We start from the raw sequence: 18,355 nt of genomic DNA on the forward strand, positions 1-18,355 counted from the left end.
CTTGCCTGTGCTTCCGGGCGCCTCAGCCTGTCTTTTTTGCCGGATCGTATGCCCCGCTTTCCTTGCTCCGCCACCTGCTTGTCCGCCGCCCACGCGGCGCTGCAGGTGCTGGCCGGCCTGTCCGGGAGGCAGGCATGAAGCCTGAAGAGCAGGCCCCGCCCGTGAACGTCCCCGTACGTAACCGGGTCGTGCGCTGGGGATACTTCGCGCTGGGGCTGGCGCTGGTCGGTCTGGGCATCATCGGCGCGTTGCTGCCCGTGATGCCGACCACCGTTTTCCTGATCGGTGCCGCATGGTGTTTTGCGCGTTCTTCGCCGCGCTGGGAGCAGTGGCTGCTGAATCATCCGTCCTTTGGGCCGGTATTGCGCAACTGGCAGGCCAGGGGGGCGATCGCTCCACGGGCCAAGGCCTATGCCTGCAGCGGTATTGCAGCCGGCTATGCCATTTTCTTCCTGTCCGCCCAGCCCGGGCTGTGGCTGGCGCTGGGCGTGGGCGTGTTCATGCTGGCTTCCGCGGCTTATATCCTGACGCGGCCCAGCGCCTGAATTCGCTTGGCGGGGCGGGACGTGCCGCCAGCGGCGCGTCTATCCGCGCCCGGACGGCGTGATGTCGCCGGGAGTGTGCCTCTTGCAGCACACCGGACGCTGATAATTTCATCCATTCTGAGTATGCTTGTGCTGCGGTGCCGGCTTTTTTTGAGCCAGCGCAACGACAACCTGTGGACAAGTCTTGAAAATCAGCGATGTTGCCCGCATCTTTGGTGTATCGGGCCTCATGGCCCCACTGATTTCTGCTCAAGGTAGATTATGCGATTCGACAAGCTCACCACGAAGTTCCAGCAGGCACTGGCCGATGCTCAGAGCCTGGCTGTACGCAATGACAATCCCTATATTGAACCCGCGCACGTCCTGGCTGCCATGCTAGCTGACCAGGATAGCGGCGCTGCGGCTTTGCTCGCCCGCGCCGGGGTGGCGGTCAACCGCCTGGCGCCTGCGCTCGATTCCGCCATCAAGGCTTTGCCCCAGGTGCAGGGCGGTGATGGCAATGTGCAGATCGGCCGTGATCTGCAAGCCGTGCTGGCCCGCACCGACAAGGAAGCAGGCAAGCGTGGCGATGCCTATATCGCTGGCGAACTGTTCTTGCTGGCGCTGACGGAAGACAAAGGCCCGGTGGGCCGGGCGCTGGCCGAAGCCGGACTGCAGCGCAAGGCGCTGGAAAGCGCCATCGAGGCCGTGCGTGGCGGCGAAGCCGTGAATGACCAGGACGCCGAAGGCCAGCGCGAAGCCCTGGGCAAGTACACCCAGGACCTGACCGAGCGCGCTCGCCAGGGCAAGCTGGATCCGGTCATCGGCCGCGATGACGAAATCCGCCGGGCGATCCAGATCCTGCAGCGCCGTACCAAGAACAACCCGGTGCTGATCGGTGAACCCGGCGTCGGCAAGACCGCCATCGTCGAAGGCCTGGCGCAGCGCATCGTCAACGGCGAAGTGCCGGAAAGCCTGCGCGGCAAGCGCGTGTTGTCACTCGACCTGGCTGCCCTGCTGGCAGGGGCCAAGTTCCGTGGCGAGTTCGAAGAGCGCTTGAAAGCCGTGCTCAAGGAACTCTCCCAGGACGAAGGCCGCAGCATTGTTTTCATCGACGAAATCCACACCATGGTGGGCGCGGGCAAGGCGGAAGGCGCCATGGATGCCGGCAATATGCTCAAGCCTGCGCTGTCGCGCGGCGAACTGCATTGCATAGGCGCGACCACGCTGGACGAATACCGCAAGTACATCGAAAAGGATGCTGCGCTGGAGCGCCGCTTCCAGAAAGTGCTGGTTGACGAGCCTGATGTGGAATCGACCATCGCTATCCTGCGCGGTCTGCAGGAGCGTTATGAATTGCACCACGGCGTCGAGATTACCGACCCGGCCATCGTGGCGGCCGCCGAGCTGTCGAACCGCTATATCACCGACCGCTTCCTGCCCGATAAGGCCATCGACCTGATCGACGAGGCAGCGGCGCGCATCCGCATGGAGATCGACTCCAAGCCGGAAGTCATGGACAAGCTGGATCGCCGCATCATCCAGCTCAAGATCGAGCGCGAAGCGGTCAAGAAGGAAACCGACGACGCATCGCTGCGTCGCCTGCAGGCCATCGAGGAAGAACTCGACAAGCTGCAGCGCGAGTACAACGACTACGAAGAAATCTGGAAGGCGGAAAAAGCGGCCGTGCAAGGCACGCAGTCCATCAAGGAAGAAATCGACAAGGTCCGCGCCGAGATGGCGGAGCTGCAGCGCAAGGGGCAGTTCGACAAACTGGCGGAGTTGCAATACGGCAAGCTGCCTGAACTGGAAGCGCGCCTGAAGGCGGCGGAGCGTACGGAAGAGTCTGCGGATGCTGCCGACAGCGGCAAGCCGCGCCTGTTGCGTACCCAGGTCGGGGCAGAGGAAATCGCCGAAGTGGTGTCGCGTGCCACGGGTATTCCCGTGTCCAAGATGATGCAGGGCGAGCGTGCCAAGCTGCTGCACATGGAAGACTACCTGCACCGCCGCGTGATCGGCCAGGACGAAGCCGTGAGCCTGGTGGCCGATGCGATCCGTCGCTCGCGGGCCGGGCTGGCTGATCCGTCGCGCCCCTACGGTTCCTTCCTGTTCCTGGGCCCGACGGGCGTGGGCAAGACCGAACTGACCCGGACGCTGGCAGACTTCCTGTTCGATTCCGACGAGCACCTGATCCGCATCGACATGAGCGAATTCATGGAGAAGCACTCGGTGGCCCGCCTGATTGGCGCGCCTCCCGGATATGTGGGCTACGAGGAAGGGGGCTACCTGACCGAAGCCGTGCGCCGCAAGCCGTACAGCGTGGTGCTGCTCGATGAAGTCGAAAAGGCGCACCCGGATGTATTCAACGTGCTGCTGCAAGTGCTCGATGATGGCCGCCTGACCGATGGTCAGGGCCGCACGGTGGACTTCCGCAACACAGTGATCGTCATGACCTCCAACCTCGGGTCGCACCAGATCCAGCTGCTGGCGGGCGAACCCTACGAAACCGTCAAGAGCGCGGTGTGGGAAGAACTCAAGCAGTCCTTCCGCCCCGAGTTCCTGAACCGTATCGACGAAGTCGTGGTGTTCCATGGCCTGGACAGCAAGCACATCCAGGATATTGCTGCCATCCAGCTGCAGCGTCTGGACAAGCGCCTGCAACAGCAGGATATGCATCTGGATGTCACGGAAACGGCGCTGGCGGAAATCGCCCGGGCGGGTTTCGATCCGGTCTTTGGTGCCCGGCCGCTCAAGCGCGCGATCCAGCAGGAAATCGAGAATCCTGTGGCTCGCCTCATCCTGGAGGGCAAATTCGGTCCGGGGGATGTGGTGCCGGTCGATTGGCGCGAAGGCAAGTTCGTGTTCGAGCGTACCCTGCAGTAAACGCATCGGTTTCGGGATGCCTGACGCCAGCCTGGCGTCAGGGCTCTCCTGGATCCTGGCCCTGGTCTGCCGCTTCTGGCCGGCCAGGGCTTTTTGTTGCGTGAACGACGCGGGTTCGCCATGGGCGTGAGTGTTTCCCTTGTGCCGGGTCTGTCGCTATACTTTATAGTTATCACCCATTCCGGGTTTACTGCCGAGGTATTCGTCATGCGCCATTAATGCCACCGTCCCTGTGACGGTCAGTCTCCACCTACCCTGATGAGCAGGGGGAGTTTCTGGCATTTCTGGAGTGACCATGACGAGTCCCTATACAAGTCCATCTCTGACGCTGGAAGGCGTGTCTTATGTCTTGCCTGACGGCAGGACGCTTTTTTCCGACCTGAACGAACATTTCGATCTACGTGCCACCGGCCTGGTGGGGCGCAATGGCGTTGGCAAGTCCGTGCTGGCACGCCTGTTGTCCGGGCTGTTGCCGCCCAGCGCAGGACGATGCTTGCGTTCCGGCAAGGTGTATTACCTGGCGCAACAGCTGGTGCCGGCCCCAGGGGCGACGGTCGCCAGCCTGACTGGCGTGCAGGTACGTCTGGATGCATTGGCGCGTATCGAGGCGGGCAGCAGCGCTGCTGCCGATTTCGAAACCGTGGGCGATGCTTGGGATATCCGCCAGCGCCTGCACGACGAACTGGACCGTAGCGGGCTGGGTCATCTCGACGAAACCGTCGCGGCCAGCCGGCTCAGCGGCGGGGAGGCCATGCGCTTGTCACTGATCGGCGCCATGTTGTCGGAAGCGGATTTCCTGGTGCTCGACGAGCCGACCAACCATCTGGATATCCGTACCCGGCAGGCACTGCTGGCGCAGTTGCAGCGCTGGCAGCTCGGTTTGCTGGTGGTCAGCCATGACCGAGGTTTGCTCGACACCATGGAGCGCATCGTGGCGCTGTCGTCATTGGGCTTGCGCAGCTATGGTGGGAATTACACGTTTTATGCGCAATGCCTGGCCAGTGAGCGGGAAAGTGCGATCGAGCGCCTGGCGCAGCGCAAGCTGGAGCGCCAGCGGGACGAACAGCGGCTGCGCGAGCAACGCGAACGCCAGGAAAAGCGGCAGGCACGCGGCAACCGCCAGGGGCGCGAAGCGAACCAGGCCAAAATCCTGTTGGATCGGCAGAAAGAGCGTAGCCAGGGGTCTGCAGGCAAGTTGCGCCGCTGGCAAGCCGAAGCCAGCGAGCAGGCTAATCAGCGGGTGCGTGAAGCGGCCCGGCAAGTGGCGGAAGACGGAGAGATCGTGATGCATGCGCCGCTTGGTGCATCGCATGCGCCCGGCTGTGTCGCCAGCCTGGAGGAAGTGGTGCTGCCTCATGTCGAGGGCGCGACGCGCACACTCAGTTTACGGGTGGCAGGGCAACAGCGGATAGGGGTGATCGGCCCGAACGGCTGTGGCAAGTCCACGGTGCTGAAAGTGCTGGCAGGCCAGTTGCAACCGGTGTCGGGGAGGTGCCATGTTGCCGTGCCGGTGGTCTATCTGGATCAGGGGTTGGCTGACCTGGATCCGGCGCGTTCCGTGCTGGCGCAGATGCAGGCGGTCAATGGCAGCCTGCCCGAAGGGGAATTGCGCATGCGGCTGGCGCATTTGGGGCTGGATGCCGGGGCTGTCACGCGGCCCAGCGGCATGCTCAGTGGTGGCGAGCGCCTCAAAGCGGCTTTGGCCAGGGTGATGTATGCCGATACGCCGCCGCAGTTGCTGCTGCTGGATGAGCCGAACAATCACCTGGATCTGCCCTCGATGCAGGCGCTTGAAAGCATGCTGCAGGCGTATGCAGGGGCCCTGGTAGTCGTGTCCCATGATGAGGCGTTCCTGAGCCAGCTGGCGCTGACCGACCGCTTGCTTGCAAGCGAACAGGGCTGGAGCCTGCAAGCGGGGTAGCCGGGCATCCGGCCACGCCTGGCGTGGGCCTGCTGTTCGAGGCTGCCCGGATGCGCGGCGTGATGCCTACAGATCGGACGATTGCGCCCACAGGTTGATGCCGCTGTCGCCTTGCACCGCCTGGTCGATCGCTTGCAGTTCCTCGGTACTGAAGGCCGTGTTGGCAAGTGCCGCCAGGTTTTCATCAAGTTGCGCGGTGGAGGACGCTCCGACCAGCACGGAGGACACCCGGTGGTTGCGCAACAGCCAGGCGATGGCCAACTGCGCCAGGGTCTGGCCGCGTGCGCGGGCGATGGCGGCCAGGTCGCGCAGCCGGCGCAGATTGTCTTCCGACAGATGGGACGCATCAAATGAAAAGCGCTTGGATGCGTGTGCGGCATTGCGATCCTGCAGGAAGCGGTCGGTCAGCAGGCCTTGGGCCAGCGGCGTGAAGGCAATCAGGCCCAGGCCGGTCTGTTCCAGGGTGTCGAGCAGGCCATTTTCCACCCAGCGGTTCAGCAGGGAATAGGCCGGCTGATGGATGACCAGCGGCGTGCCCAGGCTGCGCGCAAATTCCACGGCACGCTGCGTGCGCTCTGCGGAATAAGAAGAAATCCCTACATAGAGCGCCTTGCCCTGGCGGACAACGGTATCGAGCGCGCCTATGGTTTCCTCGATGGGGGTGTCAGGATCGACGCGGTGGGAATAGTAGATATCCACGTAATCCGTGCTGAGACGGCGCAGGGATTCATCCAGGCTGTTGATGAGGTACTTGCGCGAGCCGAAATTGCCGTAGGGGCCGGGCCAGTGCGGCCAGCCAGCCTTGGTGGAAACCACCAGCTCACTGCGGTAGGGCCGGAACTCGTTGCGCAGCAGGCGGCCGAAGTTTTCTTCTGCCGCGCCATGCGGCGGGCCGTAGTTGTTCGCCAGGTCGAAGTGGGTAATGCCGCGATCAAAGGCATGCGTGAGGATGTCGCGCTGCCGGGAAAAAGGATGTTCATCCCCGAAGTTCCACCACAGGCCAAGTGAAATCGGCGGCAGCAGCAGGCCACTGCTGCCGACGCGGCGGTAGGCATGGTGGCTGTAGCGGTCGGCGGCGGCCTGCCAGGGGCGGTGGATGTCTGGGACGGTATTGGGGAATCGGACTTCGCGGTGGGTCATGGACGGGAAAATGAACGTGAGGAGAGCGTGGGAAGGGGCGGCGGGGGACGCGTCGGCACGGCAACGTGCGAGGTGACGGTCACGGGCCAGCAGAATCCGACAGGTGCCCGCAGAGCCGGGCATGGGTGGAAATCATTGTAGGAGTGCCGGCGCGGGGCGCGATGTACCAACAAGTCATGAGCAAGTGCATGCTGGTTATGAAGCCTGGCGCGGATGCCGGAAGCCTGGCGCCGCTGCCGCAGTCATGCCTGACTGAGCATTAGCATATTGCGAAGTGGTTATTCAAAAAACGGTGCGGCCCCCATAACCTTGTCTCGTCAATGGTTGCCAGACAAGGAAGCGCATCATGCCGCAGCAGGAAACACCCGATTGGAAATTCGAGACGGTCGCCGTACACGGCGGCTACTCCCCCGAGCCCACCACCCGCGCCGTGGCCGTACCCATTTATCAGACCGCCGCTTTTTCTTTCGATGACACCCAGCATGGCGCTGATCTGTTCGACCTGAAGGTCGAGGGCAACATCTATACCCGGGTAACCAATCCCACCAATGCGGTGCTGGAAGCGCGGCTGGCAGCCCTGGAGGGCGGCGTAGGCGCGCTGGCGCTGGCTTCCGGCCAGGCGGCCGTGACATATTCGATCCTGACCTTGGCCGAAGCGGGCGACAACATCATTTCGGCGTCCACGCTCTATGGCGGCACGTACAACCTGTTTGCGCATACCTTGCCGCAATTCGGCATTGTCACGCGCTTTGCCGACGGGGCGGATCCGTCCTCGTTCGAGGCCTTGTTCGATGCGCGCACCAAGGCCGTGTTCGTGGAGTCCATCGGCAACCCCCTGGGCAACATTACCGATATCGCCGCGATTGCCGAGATTGCGCATCGTCATGGCGTTCCGCTGATTGTCGATAACACCGTGGCCACGCCTTATCTGCTGCGTCCTTTTGAGCATGGTGCGGATATCGTGGTGCATTCGCTGACCAAGTACCTGGGCGGGCATGGCACCACCCTGGGCGGAGCCATCGTGGATTCCGGGCGCTTCCCCTGGGCTGAGCATAAAGCCCGCTATCCGCGTCTCAACGAGCCGGAGGTCAGTTATCACGGCGTGGTGTTCACCGAAGCTCTCGGAGAGGCGGCCTATATCGGCCGGGCCCGCGTAGTGCCGCTGCGCAATACCGGCGCAGCGCTGTCGCCCTTCAATGCCTTCCTGATCTTGCAGGGGATTGAAACGCTAGGGCTGCGTCTGGATCGCATCAACCAGAACAGCTTGGCGATTGCGCAGTTCCTGCAGGCACACCCCAAGGTGGATTGGGTGAGCTATGCCGCCTTGCCGGGCCATCCCGATCACGCACTGGCCCGGAAATATCTGAACGGGCAGGCGTCAGGGGTGCTGACTTTCGGTGTCAAGGGCGGACGCGAAGCCGGTGCGCGTTTTCTTGATGCCTTGCAGCTCTTTACGCGTCTCGTGAACATCGGGGACGCCAAGTCGCTGGCCACGCATCCGGCTTCGACCACGCATCGCCAGCTGGCTGCCGACGAGCTTGCCAAAGCGGGGGTACGCGAAGAAACCGTGCGCCTGTCGATCGGGATCGAACATATCGACGATCTGCGTGCCGATCTGGCGCAGGCGCTGGCGCATCTTTGATGCTGAAGCCGGAGCGGCAGGCTCCGGGTGCTCAAACCGAATGAACAAACGTTTTTCAGTCATGTTGAATATCAAAAAAACCTTATGGGCCGGGGTCGTCCTGACGCTTGGATTGGCCGCCTCCGTGCAGGCGCAAACGACGGTACGGCTGGGCATCAGCGGCGGCGTCATGGAAGATGTGGCTGAAGCGGCCAGCCGGGCGGCTGCGCGGGAAGGCCTCATCCAGATCAAACCCGTGGTGTTCACCGGCCATCTCAACGCCAACGGACCGCTCAACGATGGCGATCTGGACGCCAATGCCTTCCAGCACGAGCCCTATCTGCGCGGGCAGACACGGGCGCATGGTTATGCGCTGGCGCCGGTAGCGCACACCCTGAGTGCGCCCCTGGGTATCTATTCGCGCAAATACAAATCCTTGAATGATCTACCGGAAAAGGCGCTGGTGGGGATCCCGGGGGATGACACCAATCGCAATCGCGCCCTGTTGCTGCTGCAGCATTACGGGCTGATTAGCTTGCGTCCGGATCTGGATGTCAAACGCGGCGACAACGCGACCACGCTGGATATCGTTGCCAACCCGCGCCAGCTTGAGATTCGTGAGATTGATTCGCTGATCCTGGCGCGGGCGCTGGATGATGTCGATGCCGGCGCCATTATTACCGCCGAAGCCTCGCAGGCCGGTTTGCTGCCGGCCCGCGACGCCATTGCGCTGGAGCCGCCTGGCGGACCTTACGCCAATGTACTGGTGGTACGGGAACGGGACCGCGGCCAGCCGTGGGTCGCGCCTTTGACGCGCGCCTTCCAGTCCGATGAGGTGCGCGAATTGCTGAGAACACGCTATAGCGGCACTTTGCTGCCGGCGTTCTGATGTCTGTTTTTGTCTCGTTTCTGCTTAAAGGCGCTTACTGCCATGAGTCTTGATCTTACTGCTGAACAACTGCCTATTCTGGATCTGTCACTGCTGGACGGCAGCCCGGCACAGCGTGAAGCCTTCCTGGCCGATCTTCGTTATGCCGCGCGTGAAATCGGTTTTTTCTACATTACCGGCCATGGCATCCCGCCGGCGCTACTGCAGGCCGTCAAACAGCGGGCGCGAGAGTTCTTCGCCTTGCCCCAGGCCGATAAGCTGACGGTGCAGATGATTCATTCGCCGCATTTCCGCGGCTATTCGCTGGCTGCGGCCGAGTACACGCGAGGGCGGCAGGATTGGCGCGAACAGTTCGATATCGGCGCCGAACGCGCCGTGCGCGAGATTGGCCCGGATACGCCGCCCTGGGCACGCCTGCAGGGGCCAAATCTCTGGCCCGAGGAAAGCTTGCCGCAGTTGCGTCCGGTATTGCAGGCGTGGCAAGCGGAAATGACCCGCACCACGCTGCGCTTGCTGCGCGCCTTTGCCCTGGCGCTGGGCCTGGAAGAGAATGCATTCGACGCGCTGTATGGCCGTGAGCCCAACGAACATGCCAAGATCATCCGTTACCCCGGCCGCGAACAGACCGGCAGCGATCAGGGCGTCGGGCCGCACAAGGATAGCGGTCTGATCACCTTTGTACTGCAGGACGAGCAGGGTGGGCTGCAGGTCGAAGGCAAGGACGGGCGCTGGATCGACGCGCATCCGATCGAGAACACTTTCGTCGTGAATATCGGGGAGTTGCTCGAGCTGGCGACCAACGGCTATCTGCGCGCGACGGTGCACCAGGTGGTGACGCCACCGTCGGGGCGTGATCGCCTGTCGGTTGCCTTCTTCCTGGGGGCGCGGCTGGATGCGGAAGTGCCGCTCTATCGCTTGCCCGCCGAGCTGGCGGCCCAGGCCTTGGGGCCGGAAACCGATCCGCTCAACCCGCTGCTGCGCCAGGTGGGGCTGAACTATCTCAAGGGACGTTTGCGCTCCCATCCTGATGTGGCGCAACGCTATTACGCGGATGTGCTCGAAAAGGCGGGCGCGCCTGCCTGAGTGTCGAGCCGGCCAGATGGCCGGAAGGTTGCGATTTTTCTATGGGAGCGGCAAGAATGAAGAACAATATTGCGGGAGTGACGTTGCGCCGCCAGGCAGGATGGCGCCATGTACTGACCGGCCTGGCGGTTTGCCTGGGAGCAATGGGCACCAGCGCAGTCGCCCAAACGACATTGATCGTCGCGGCAGACGCCATTCCCCACGCGGAAATTCTGGAACAGGCCGGGCAGTTGGCGGATGACCTGGCGCTGAAAATCATTGAAATTCCCAATGGTGTGAATCCCAATGCCTTGTTGGCGGGGGGCGATGTGCAGGCGAATTTTTTCCAGCATGTGCCCTATCTGCGCACGCAGGAAGAAGCGTTGGGGCAGAAATTCGCCGTCGTGGCGACTGTGCATATCGAGCCCCTGGGCCTGTATTCGCGCCGTCATGCCAATCTGAGGGATCTGCCTGACGGCGCCGTGGTGGCATTGCCCAACAACGCCAGCAATCTCAGCCGCGCCTTGTTCCTGTTGCAGGACCAGGGCCTGCTGCGCCTGCGGCCGGGGCTGGAGGATCCGTCCAAGGGCCTGGCCAGCGTGGCGGACATTGCCGAAAATCCGCGCAAGTTGCGCATTTCCGAAGTCGAGTCGCCTTTGTTGCCACGGGTGCTGCCGGATGTGGATCTGGCCATTATCAATGGCAACTACGCGCTGGAAGCCGGCCTGAAACCGGCCCGGGATGCCTTGGCGCTGGAGCGTGTCGCGGACAATCCCTATGCCAATGTGCTGGTGACTTCCCCGGCATTGGCGCAGGACGCGCGGGTGACGCGGCTGGCCGAAGTCCTAGAATCCCCGCAAATGGCGACCTTCATCCGCGATCGTTATGAGGGCTCTGTGATCCCGGTGCATTGAGCGGCAGGATCACGCCACCGCAGACTATCAGGACGATATCCTGGTAGTCCTGCAGCACTTGCGCATTATCGTAAGGCAGCGCCAGGGCGGCGCCGCAGGCGGGTTCGACCAGCATTCTGTGGTCATCCAGGAAACGCTCGCACGCCTGCAGGGCGGCGGCGTCGCTGACGACGGCCGGGCGGGTCGGATGCTGCCGGCTCAGTTGAAAGGCTTGTTCGCAGACTTGCCTGGCGCCCAGCGACGTTGCCACGCTGGTGATGGCGTCCAGTGCAATGCGTTCTCCGGCAGCGATGGCGCGTGCGAAGGAGTCCGCGCCAGCGGTTTCGGCCGCGATGATGGCGACCTTGTCCCAACCGTTGCGGCGCAGGCCTTCCACGACACCACTGTACAGGCCACCACCGCCCACGGATAGCACGATGGCATCCGGGGCGGCGCTGCAGGCTGCCAGTTCATCTATCAAGGAAGCGTGCCCTTGCCAGAGCAAGGGATCATCGAAAGGGTGAATGAAGGCATCCGTGTCGGTCAGCAATGATTGGGCCAGGGCATTGGCTTCGTGCCAGGCAGCGCCATGCACGATCAATGTCGCACCCTGCTGGCGGATGCGTTCGCGCGCGGGTTCAGGGGTGGATTGCGGTACCACGACCACGGCAGGAATACCCAGGCGGCGCCCCGCGTAGGCGACGGCGATGCCGGCATTGCCGCCGGATGAGGCGATGAAGCGTTGCTTGCCTTGCCGGGCGTAGCTTTCGCAGGCCAGCCCGATGCCCCGTATCTTGAAGGAGCCAGGGGCTTGCAGAATGTCCAGCTTGAGCCGGATACGGCGATGGGAAGCCTGGCTCAGGGGCTCGGAATCCAGGAGCGGGCTGTTGAGGTGCAAAGGCATGATAACTGGTGCAATGAATGAGAGGTGGTATCGGTTAACGGGACGGCATGTGCTGAAAGCCAGTGTATGAAATTGCTGCGTAAGCGATAATTACCTGTCTATTCAAATAATATTTGCGCTATGAGCACAAATCAGGATGTGGCGTTGCTGACGGAAATGGCGGTATTCGCCAGGGTGGTGGAATGCGGCAGTTTTTCCGGCGCGGCCCGGCAGCTGGGCAGTACGCCATCGGCCACCAGCCGGGCGGTGGCCAGGCTGGAAAAAGCGCTGGGGACCCGTCTGCTGCTGCGCACGACCCGCAAGCTGCGCCTGAGCGAGAGCGGGCGTGAGGTGTACGCGGGGTGTACGGACATGGTTCAGGCGGCGCAGGCCGTGATGGCCAGTGCCGGGTGCTATGACGAGGTGCCGCGCGGCAGGGTTTGCGTCAGTGTGCCCAAGGCCGTCGGACGCTTCGTCTTGCATCCGCATATGCCGGAATTCTTGCAGCGCTACCCCGAGGTAGATATCCAGCTGCGTCTGGATGACCGGCCGCTGGATCTGATCGAAGCCGGCATAGATCTGGCGATCCGCATTACCGATCAGCCGCCGCCGGGGCTGATGGGGCGGCCGCTGGTGGCGATAGAACACATGCTGTGCGCGACGCCGGCCTATCTTGAACGTTACGGTACTCCCCGGCATCCGCAGGATCTGAAGCAGCATAGCTGCATCTATCTGGGCGAAGCGCCGGCCGATGCGCGCTGGAAATTCGTGCGTGCCGGCAAAAGCGTGACGGTGCCGGTGCGTGGGCGCTATGCCGCCAACCATACCGGGGTACGACTGGATGCGGCCCTGCATCATCTCGGAATTGCCAGTCTGCCGGATTTCACCGCGCGCCAGTCCCTGCAGGCAGGGCATCTGCTGCAGGTGCTGCCCGAGTGGTCGTTCCGTACTCACTACAGCGGGCAGGCCTGGATCCTTTATCCCCCAACCCGGCACTTGCCGCCTAAACTGCGGGTATTGATGACATTTCTGGCAGAGCGGCTGGGGCAGGCGCCCACGCTGTCCCCCGATACCTGAGCGGATGTTGCCGGCACTGGCGCCGGCCGTGCCGCCCCTATTTTTAAGAATGGCCTCGCATGACACAAGAACTTCCCACGTTTTTCATTTCCCATGGCGGTGGTCCCTGGCCCTGGATGGCAGGGATGCTGGATGGCCCCTATGCCGGTCTGGCACAGTCGCTGCGCCGTATGCCGGAGGATGCCGGCGCTAAACCCAAGGCTATTCTGATGGTGTCCGCGCATTGGGAAGCACCGGCATTCACAGTGCAGGCGCATCCGCGCCCACCCATGATTTACGACTACTACGGTTTTCCCGAGCACACTTACCATGTCACGTATCCGGCGCCTGGCGACCCGATGCTGGCAGCGCAGGTCGAAACCATGATCCGGGCGGCCGGGTTGCCGGTGGCCAGCGATGGCCTGCGCGGCTATGACCACGGCGTCTATTCTCCGATGGTGGTGGCCTATCCGGAAGCAGATATGCCCATCGTGCAGCTCTCGCTGATGGCGGGGCTGGAGCCGCGCATTCATGTGGAGCTGGGACGTGTGCTCGCGCCCTTGCGCCGGGAAGGGGTGTTGATCATTGGCAGCGGCTTGAGCTACCACAACCTGCGCGCCTTCGGCCCGGCAGCACAAGAGAGTTCGACGGCGTTCGATGCCTGGCTGTGCGCATCCATGGCGTTGCCGGCGGCCGAGCGCACCCAGGCCTTGCTCGATTGGGAAGCGGCGCCTTATGCCCGTCAGGTGCATCCGCGCGAAGAGCATTTGTTGCCGCTCATGGTGGCCGTCGGGGCGGCAGAGCAGGATCAGGCCGCACTGACCTATCACGAGACCGGGTTCCGTGGCGGCGTGACGGTATCGAGCTTTCGCTTCGGGGCGCCGGGGCGCTGAGACTGAAGCGACGCCCGCACAGAGGCTGCGGGTAAAATTTCTTCTTTTTTGTACGTCATGCCCTGTTCAGCCGGCAGGGGCGGCGTTTTTCATATTGGCTGGATGGAATGGGACAATGAGTAAGAAAATCCGGATTGGCATCGCAGGCTACGGCAATTTGGGCCGTGGCGTGGAATCGGCCGTGGCACAGAATGGCGATATGGAACTGGTGGGCGTATTCACCCGGCGTCCGCCTGCCAGCGTGACGCTGCTGGATCCCGCTGTGCCGGTGCATCCGTGGGACGACATCGGGAATTTCCGTGCAGCGGTGGATGTGATGATTCTCTGTGGCGGCTCGCGCACCGATTTGCCGGAACAAGGCCCGGCGCTGGCGCGTAATTTCACCACGGTCGATAGCTTTGACACGCATGCCCGGATCCCTGAGTATTTTGCGGCCGTGGATGAGGCGGCTCAGGCTGGCGGCAACGTGGCATTGATTTCCGTGGGCTGGGATCCGGGCCTGTTTTCGCTCAACCGGCTGTTCGGTGAGGCCATCCTGCCGGAAGGTGCTACCTATACCTTCTGGGGCAAGGGCCTGAGTCAAGGACATTCGGATGCGGTGCGCCGCGTGCCCGGCGTCAAGGGCGGCGTGCAGTACACAGTGCCGGTACCGGAAGCGGTTCAGCGCGTGCGCGATGGCGAGCAGCCGGTGTTGAACACGCGTGAAAAGCACAAGCGTGAATGTTTCGTGGTGCTCGCCGAAGGCGCCGACCCCGAACAGGTTCGCCAGGCCATCATCAGCATGCCGGATTACTTTGCCGACTACGACACGACCGTTACCTTCATTTCCGACGAGACGCTGCGCCAGGAACACAATGCCATGCCGCATGGCGGTTTTGTGATCCGCAGCGGCACCACGGGCGCAGGCAGCAAGCAGATCATGGAATATGCGCTGGCGCTGGACAGCAACCCGGAATTCACATCCAGCGTGCTGGTGGCATACGCACGGGCAGCCTACAGGCTGAAGCAGGCGGGCGAACGGGGGGCACGCAGCGTACTGGACGTCGCGCCAGGCCTGCTGTCACCGAAATCGGCAGCGGAATTGCGCAAGGAATTGCTGTAACCGGTGTGTCGCCGCCGGCCTTGACGCTGCTCCATGGGCGGCATGGCCAGCGACGGAGGGCAGGTTTGTGGGACGAAGCGCCGTGGGCCAACCGCGATGGCACCTGGCTGCGGAATGGGTCAGAGTATGACCTCGCCGCTGATGCAGGTATTGCTATGGCCGCCTACCCAGACCTGGCCGCTGTCGTCCTGCGAGAGATGCACGTGTCCGGCCCGGCCCAGGTTGATTCCCTGGCTGGCAAGATATGGCGCGGCCATATGGCCGCGGCCGATCAGCCACTGCGCGAGGCTGGCATTGAAACTGCCGGTGATCGGGTCTTCGGTCAAGGTGCTGCCGGTGTTGAACCAGACCCGGACTTCCAGGTCTGCGCTCGTGCCGCCGGGGGGCGCATGGCGTGCGGCCACGCCCAGCTGTATGTCCAGGGCATGCAGGGCGGGCAGATCCGGCGTCAGGTTCAGGACGGATGCCGGCGTATCCAGCAGCAAGGCGCGGAAGGTCGGGCCATTGGCCAGGATCGCGCTATCCTTGACCTGCCCGGCGGACAAACCTGCTGCGCGGAGCAGTGCCTCATACTGGCCGGGGTCGATGTCGCCGCATGCCATGGCAGGGGCAGCGAAGGCCCAGAGGCCGCTGACGGGGTCGCGCCGCAAGGGAACCAGGCCTTGTGCGCATTCCTGGATGACCAGGCCTTCGGTACGCGGCTTGCCACCGCCCGTCAGCCAGGCATGGCAACTGCCCAGCGTGGGGTGGCCGGCGAAAGGTAGTTCGCCGCCGGGCGTGAAGATACGAACCCGGTAATCCGCCCCGGCTGCCTGGCCGCTGGGGCTGGGCGGCAACAGAAATGTGGTTTCCGACAAGTTGGTCCAGCTGGCGAAGCGCTGCATGGCGGCATCACTGATTTCTTCGCTGTCGAGCACCACGGCCAGCGGATTGCCTTGATAGGCTTGCGCCGAAAACACATCTATCTGCATGAAACGGCGTGAGCGTGAGCTGGGCATGGCGGGCTCTCTGTGCGGGGGCAGGGGGAAGGTTGCGGCGCGTCGGGCAGGCCGCGTCGGGCAGGATCAGTCTTCCAGCGAGGTTTCTTCCACGCCGTAGTATTTCACACCGATTTTGATACGTTCGCGGCCCTGGTCGCGGCGATGGCGGTTGGTGTCGCGCAGCGAATAGACGCAGCCGCAATATTCCTGCTGGTAGAACTGTTCGCGCTTGCTGATTTCGATCATGCGCGCCGAGCCGCCGCCCTTGCGCCAGTTGTAGGTCCAGTAAACCAGTTCGGGGTAGCGCGCGGCGGCGCGTTCGCCGCAGCCGTTGATCTGGTTCATGTCCTTCCAGCGCGAGATGCCCAGCGAGCTGGTGATGGTGTCATAGCCGTGTTCGTGGGCATAGAGCGCCGTGCGCTCGAAGCGCATGTCGAAGCAGGCGGTGCAGCGGATACCGCGTTCGGGCTCGTTTTCCATGCCTTTGATGCGATCGAACCAGTTGTCCATGTCGTAGTCGGCATCAATGAACTTGATGCCGTGCTGTTCGGCATAGCGGATATTTTCTTCCTTGCGAATTTCGTATTCGCGTACCGGGTGGATGTTCGGGTTGTAGAAAAAAATGTCGTATTCGATGCCGGAGACAAGCATGGCTTCCATGACCTCGCCAGAACAGGGCGCGCAGCAGGAATGCAGCAGCACTTTCTTGCGGCCGGCAGGCAATTGCAGCGGTTTACGGTTGGCGAGTGTGTCTGTAGTCGTCATGGCAGGCGAGCCAGGCGTTAGGGCGCTGGCTTTCAAAACTTATCCGGAACTCGGCATTTTAGGCCGAATCCCTGCGGCTAGCCACGCCGAGCGGGCAGGAGTTTCATTCTGTCTCAGGGTTTCTACGACGAGGCCGCCTCCTGGCCTCCTGCCGGGGGAAGTCGATGTTAAAAAGTATGTCCGGCCAGGCCTGGAAGAGCGTGAAAATGAAAGAAGGGGAAGGGTATGTCGGAAAGCGCGGGGTACCACGGATATACCGATGAGTTTGCCGGTGTCTGCGTTGCGATTTCCGGTGCGGCAAGTGGGGTCGGGCTGGTGCTCGCCCGCCGCTTGCTGGCGGCGGGCGCAAAAGTAGCGGTATTCGACCAGCTGGGCACAAGCCTGCAGGTATTGGAGGCAGATGCCGCCCCGGCGCAGTTGCATCTGGCCAATCTGGATGTCAGCGACGCGGCGGCTGTCGAACTGGCGGTTGCCGCCGCAGAGCAGATGCTCGGCCCCATCGAGAAGCTGGTCAGCGCGGCCAGCCTGCTGCAGCTGGGGCGTATCGTGGAGGTGGCGCCGGCCCATTGGATGCGGGCGTTCGAAGTCAACACCATGGGGGCATTCAACTTCAATCGCGTCGTGGCGCGGGGCATGATGGCCAGGCGCAGGGGGGCGATCGTCAATATCGGTTCGAGTGCGGCGGCAACGCCGCGAGCGGGCATGGGTGCGTATGCGGCCTCTATGGCGGCCGTTGCCCAGCTGACACGTTGCCTGGCGCTGGAGCTGGCCAGCTATGGCGTGCGCTGCAATATCGTGTCTCCGGGAGAAACGGAAATGGTGCTGCCGTATGCGCCCTTGCGCCAGGAGCTGTCTCGCGAGAACCTGATCGCCGGAGAGCCGGACCAATACCGTCTGGGCATTCCGCTGCGCAAGCTGGCGACAGCCGACGAGGTGGCGGATGCCGTGCTCTTTTTGCTGTCGGCGCGGGCGAGCCATATTACGCTGCATGATCTGAGGGTCGATGGCGGCGCGACGCTGGATCAGTGATTGCGGGAACAGGGCAGCCGGGCAGCGCGCGTCGCTGTCGCCTGCGCCGGTTTCCTGACGCAGTCCGGTGCTGGTGGCTGTGTGGCAGCTAGCGCAGCGGGCGCCGCTCGCTGCCTACCGGCCCTGCAGCCCCCGCCTGCTGCGGGTGCGGCGGCTGTGCATGGCAGGGGTAGAGGGTAGGTGCTAAAGGCACGCGCTGGAGGTGCGGGAGTAGGTTGGACGAGGGCGGCTGCCGAGAAAATGGCGGCAGTGTTCAAATTTTGCTCAGTCAACCAGCCCCGCTCGTCATTATTGCGTTTGCATGACATATGCCAAGCTTTTCCACCGACTTATTCACAGGCCCTGGGGATAAGTTTTCGGGGCCTGATGGCCGCCAGATCTGGCCTGGCGCCGGGTGTTCGCGTCCTTTGCACTGCATCCGGGCGCGTGAATGGCGCTTGCGCTTCCTGGCGATCCGGGTATATTGCCGGGGCACTGCGCAGCAACGGATGCGGTCATGGGGAAAGCGGCTTAAACGCATGCCACACAAGGGATGGGTGTGGATTTTTCCTTGGTTCTGCCTTTGGAAAGCCCTGTTTTCTTGAGGTTGGCCCCTGTGTCTTAAGCCATCTTTATTTTGCCGTATTGCGTTGGCAAATCTTCAACTTAAAAATAGAAACGATTCGCATCATAAGTTGCGGTATTGCTTGCCTTGTGCTAAAAAAATGATTTCCA

15 protein-coding genes are annotated in these 18,355 nt (G+C 62.8%); 11 read left to right on the plus strand and 4 right to left on the minus strand.

All coding sequences use genetic code 11. The features are described from left to right. The first annotated feature begins 134 nt into the window (after positions 1-134). The 3 genes from ACNA1V_RS00915 (at position 135) to ACNA1V_RS00925 (ending at position 5,328) form a co-directional block, all read left to right on the plus strand. The gene (locus ACNA1V_RS00915) at positions 135-545 is read left to right on the plus strand and encodes a YbaN family protein (protein ID WP_415831683.1); all 411 of its coding nucleotides are present in this window, start codon (positions 135-137) and stop codon (positions 543-545) included. A 261-nt stretch (positions 546-806) separates the two neighbouring features. Beyond that, positions 807-3,407, plus strand: coding sequence for an ATP-dependent chaperone ClpB (clpB, locus tag ACNA1V_RS00920; RefSeq protein ID WP_415831685.1), 2,601 nt, complete (start codon positions 807-809; stop codon positions 3,405-3,407). A 295-nt stretch (positions 3,408-3,702) separates the two neighbouring features. Further along, complete coding sequence (locus ACNA1V_RS00925) at positions 3,703-5,328, plus strand: ABC-F family ATP-binding cassette domain-containing protein (RefSeq protein ID WP_415831686.1); 1,626 nt, start codon at positions 3,703-3,705, stop codon at positions 5,326-5,328. A 66-nt stretch (positions 5,329-5,394) separates the two neighbouring features. Here ACNA1V_RS00925 and mgrA read toward each other — a convergent pair whose 3' ends face one another. Then, entirely contained in the window at positions 5,395-6,468 is a 1,074-nt protein-coding gene (mgrA, locus tag ACNA1V_RS00930) for an L-glyceraldehyde 3-phosphate reductase (RefSeq protein WP_415831770.1), read from the minus strand. A gap of 346 nt (positions 6,469-6,814) precedes the next feature. Here mgrA and ACNA1V_RS00935 point away from each other — a divergent pair, with 346 nt between their 5' ends. The 4 genes from ACNA1V_RS00935 (at position 6,815) to ACNA1V_RS00950 (ending at position 10,954) form a co-directional block, all read left to right on the plus strand. Then, a complete protein-coding gene (locus tag ACNA1V_RS00935) occupies positions 6,815-8,110 on the plus strand; it encodes an O-acetylhomoserine aminocarboxypropyltransferase/cysteine synthase family protein (RefSeq protein ID WP_415831687.1) in 1,296 nt (431 codons plus the stop codon). A gap of 61 nt (positions 8,111-8,171) precedes the next feature. After that, positions 8,172-8,978 carry a MetQ/NlpA family ABC transporter substrate-binding protein gene (locus ACNA1V_RS00940; RefSeq protein ID WP_415831688.1) on the plus strand — a complete coding sequence of 269 codons (807 nt, stop codon included), beginning with the start codon at positions 8,172-8,174 and terminating at the stop codon, positions 8,976-8,978. A 42-nt stretch (positions 8,979-9,020) separates the two neighbouring features. Next, positions 9,021-10,061 (plus strand): isopenicillin N synthase family dioxygenase, encoded by a 1,041-nt coding sequence (locus ACNA1V_RS00945; protein WP_415831689.1) that lies wholly within the window; start codon positions 9,021-9,023, stop codon positions 10,059-10,061. 56 nt (positions 10,062-10,117) lie between these two features. Further along, positions 10,118-10,954 (plus strand): MetQ/NlpA family ABC transporter substrate-binding protein, encoded by an 837-nt coding sequence (locus tag ACNA1V_RS00950; RefSeq protein ID WP_415831690.1) that lies wholly within the window; start codon positions 10,118-10,120, stop codon positions 10,952-10,954. Here ACNA1V_RS00950 and ACNA1V_RS00955 read toward each other — a convergent pair. Beyond that, on the minus strand, positions 10,911-11,837 hold the full coding sequence (locus ACNA1V_RS00955; protein WP_415831691.1) for a pyridoxal-phosphate dependent enzyme: 927 nt from the start codon (positions 11,835-11,837) through the stop codon (positions 10,911-10,913). The two genes, ACNA1V_RS00950 and ACNA1V_RS00955, sit on opposite strands and share 44 nt — an antisense overlap. A gap of 120 nt (positions 11,838-11,957) precedes the next feature. Between ACNA1V_RS00955 and ACNA1V_RS00960 the strand changes: the two genes are divergently transcribed. From ACNA1V_RS00960 to ACNA1V_RS00970, 3 genes are all read left to right on the plus strand, one after another. Then, positions 11,958-12,893: a LysR family transcriptional regulator gene (locus ACNA1V_RS00960; RefSeq protein WP_415831692.1), complete on the plus strand. Its 936-nt coding sequence runs from the start codon at positions 11,958-11,960 to the stop codon at positions 12,891-12,893. A gap of 59 nt (positions 12,894-12,952) precedes the next feature. After that, complete coding sequence (locus ACNA1V_RS00965) at positions 12,953-13,765, plus strand: DODA-type extradiol aromatic ring-opening family dioxygenase (protein WP_415831693.1); 813 nt, start codon at positions 12,953-12,955, stop codon at positions 13,763-13,765. Between the two features lie 115 nt (positions 13,766-13,880). After that, a complete protein-coding gene (locus ACNA1V_RS00970) occupies positions 13,881-14,867 on the plus strand; it encodes a diaminopimelate dehydrogenase (RefSeq protein WP_415831694.1) in 987 nt (328 codons plus the stop codon). A gap of 119 nt (positions 14,868-14,986) precedes the next feature. Here ACNA1V_RS00970 and ACNA1V_RS00975 read toward each other — a convergent pair whose 3' ends face one another. Further along, positions 14,987-15,865, minus strand: a complete 879-nt coding sequence (locus tag ACNA1V_RS00975; protein WP_415831695.1) for a PhzF family phenazine biosynthesis protein — start codon at positions 15,863-15,865, stop codon at positions 14,987-14,989. Between the two features lie 66 nt (positions 15,866-15,931). After that, complete coding sequence (locus tag ACNA1V_RS00980; RefSeq protein ID WP_415831696.1) at positions 15,932-16,612, minus strand: epoxyqueuosine reductase QueH; 681 nt, start codon at positions 16,610-16,612, stop codon at positions 15,932-15,934. A 225-nt stretch (positions 16,613-16,837) separates the two neighbouring features. Between ACNA1V_RS00980 and ACNA1V_RS00985 the strand changes: the two genes are divergently transcribed. Beyond that, a complete protein-coding gene (locus tag ACNA1V_RS00985) occupies positions 16,838-17,641 on the plus strand; it encodes an SDR family oxidoreductase (protein ID WP_415831697.1) in 804 nt (267 codons plus the stop codon). Positions 17,642-18,355: the final 714 nt, after the last annotated feature.

Origin of the sequence: Kerstersia similis, assembly GCF_965139615.1 — a bacterium.
GTDB lineage: Bacteria > Pseudomonadota > Gammaproteobacteria > Burkholderiales > Burkholderiaceae_B > Kerstersia > Kerstersia similis.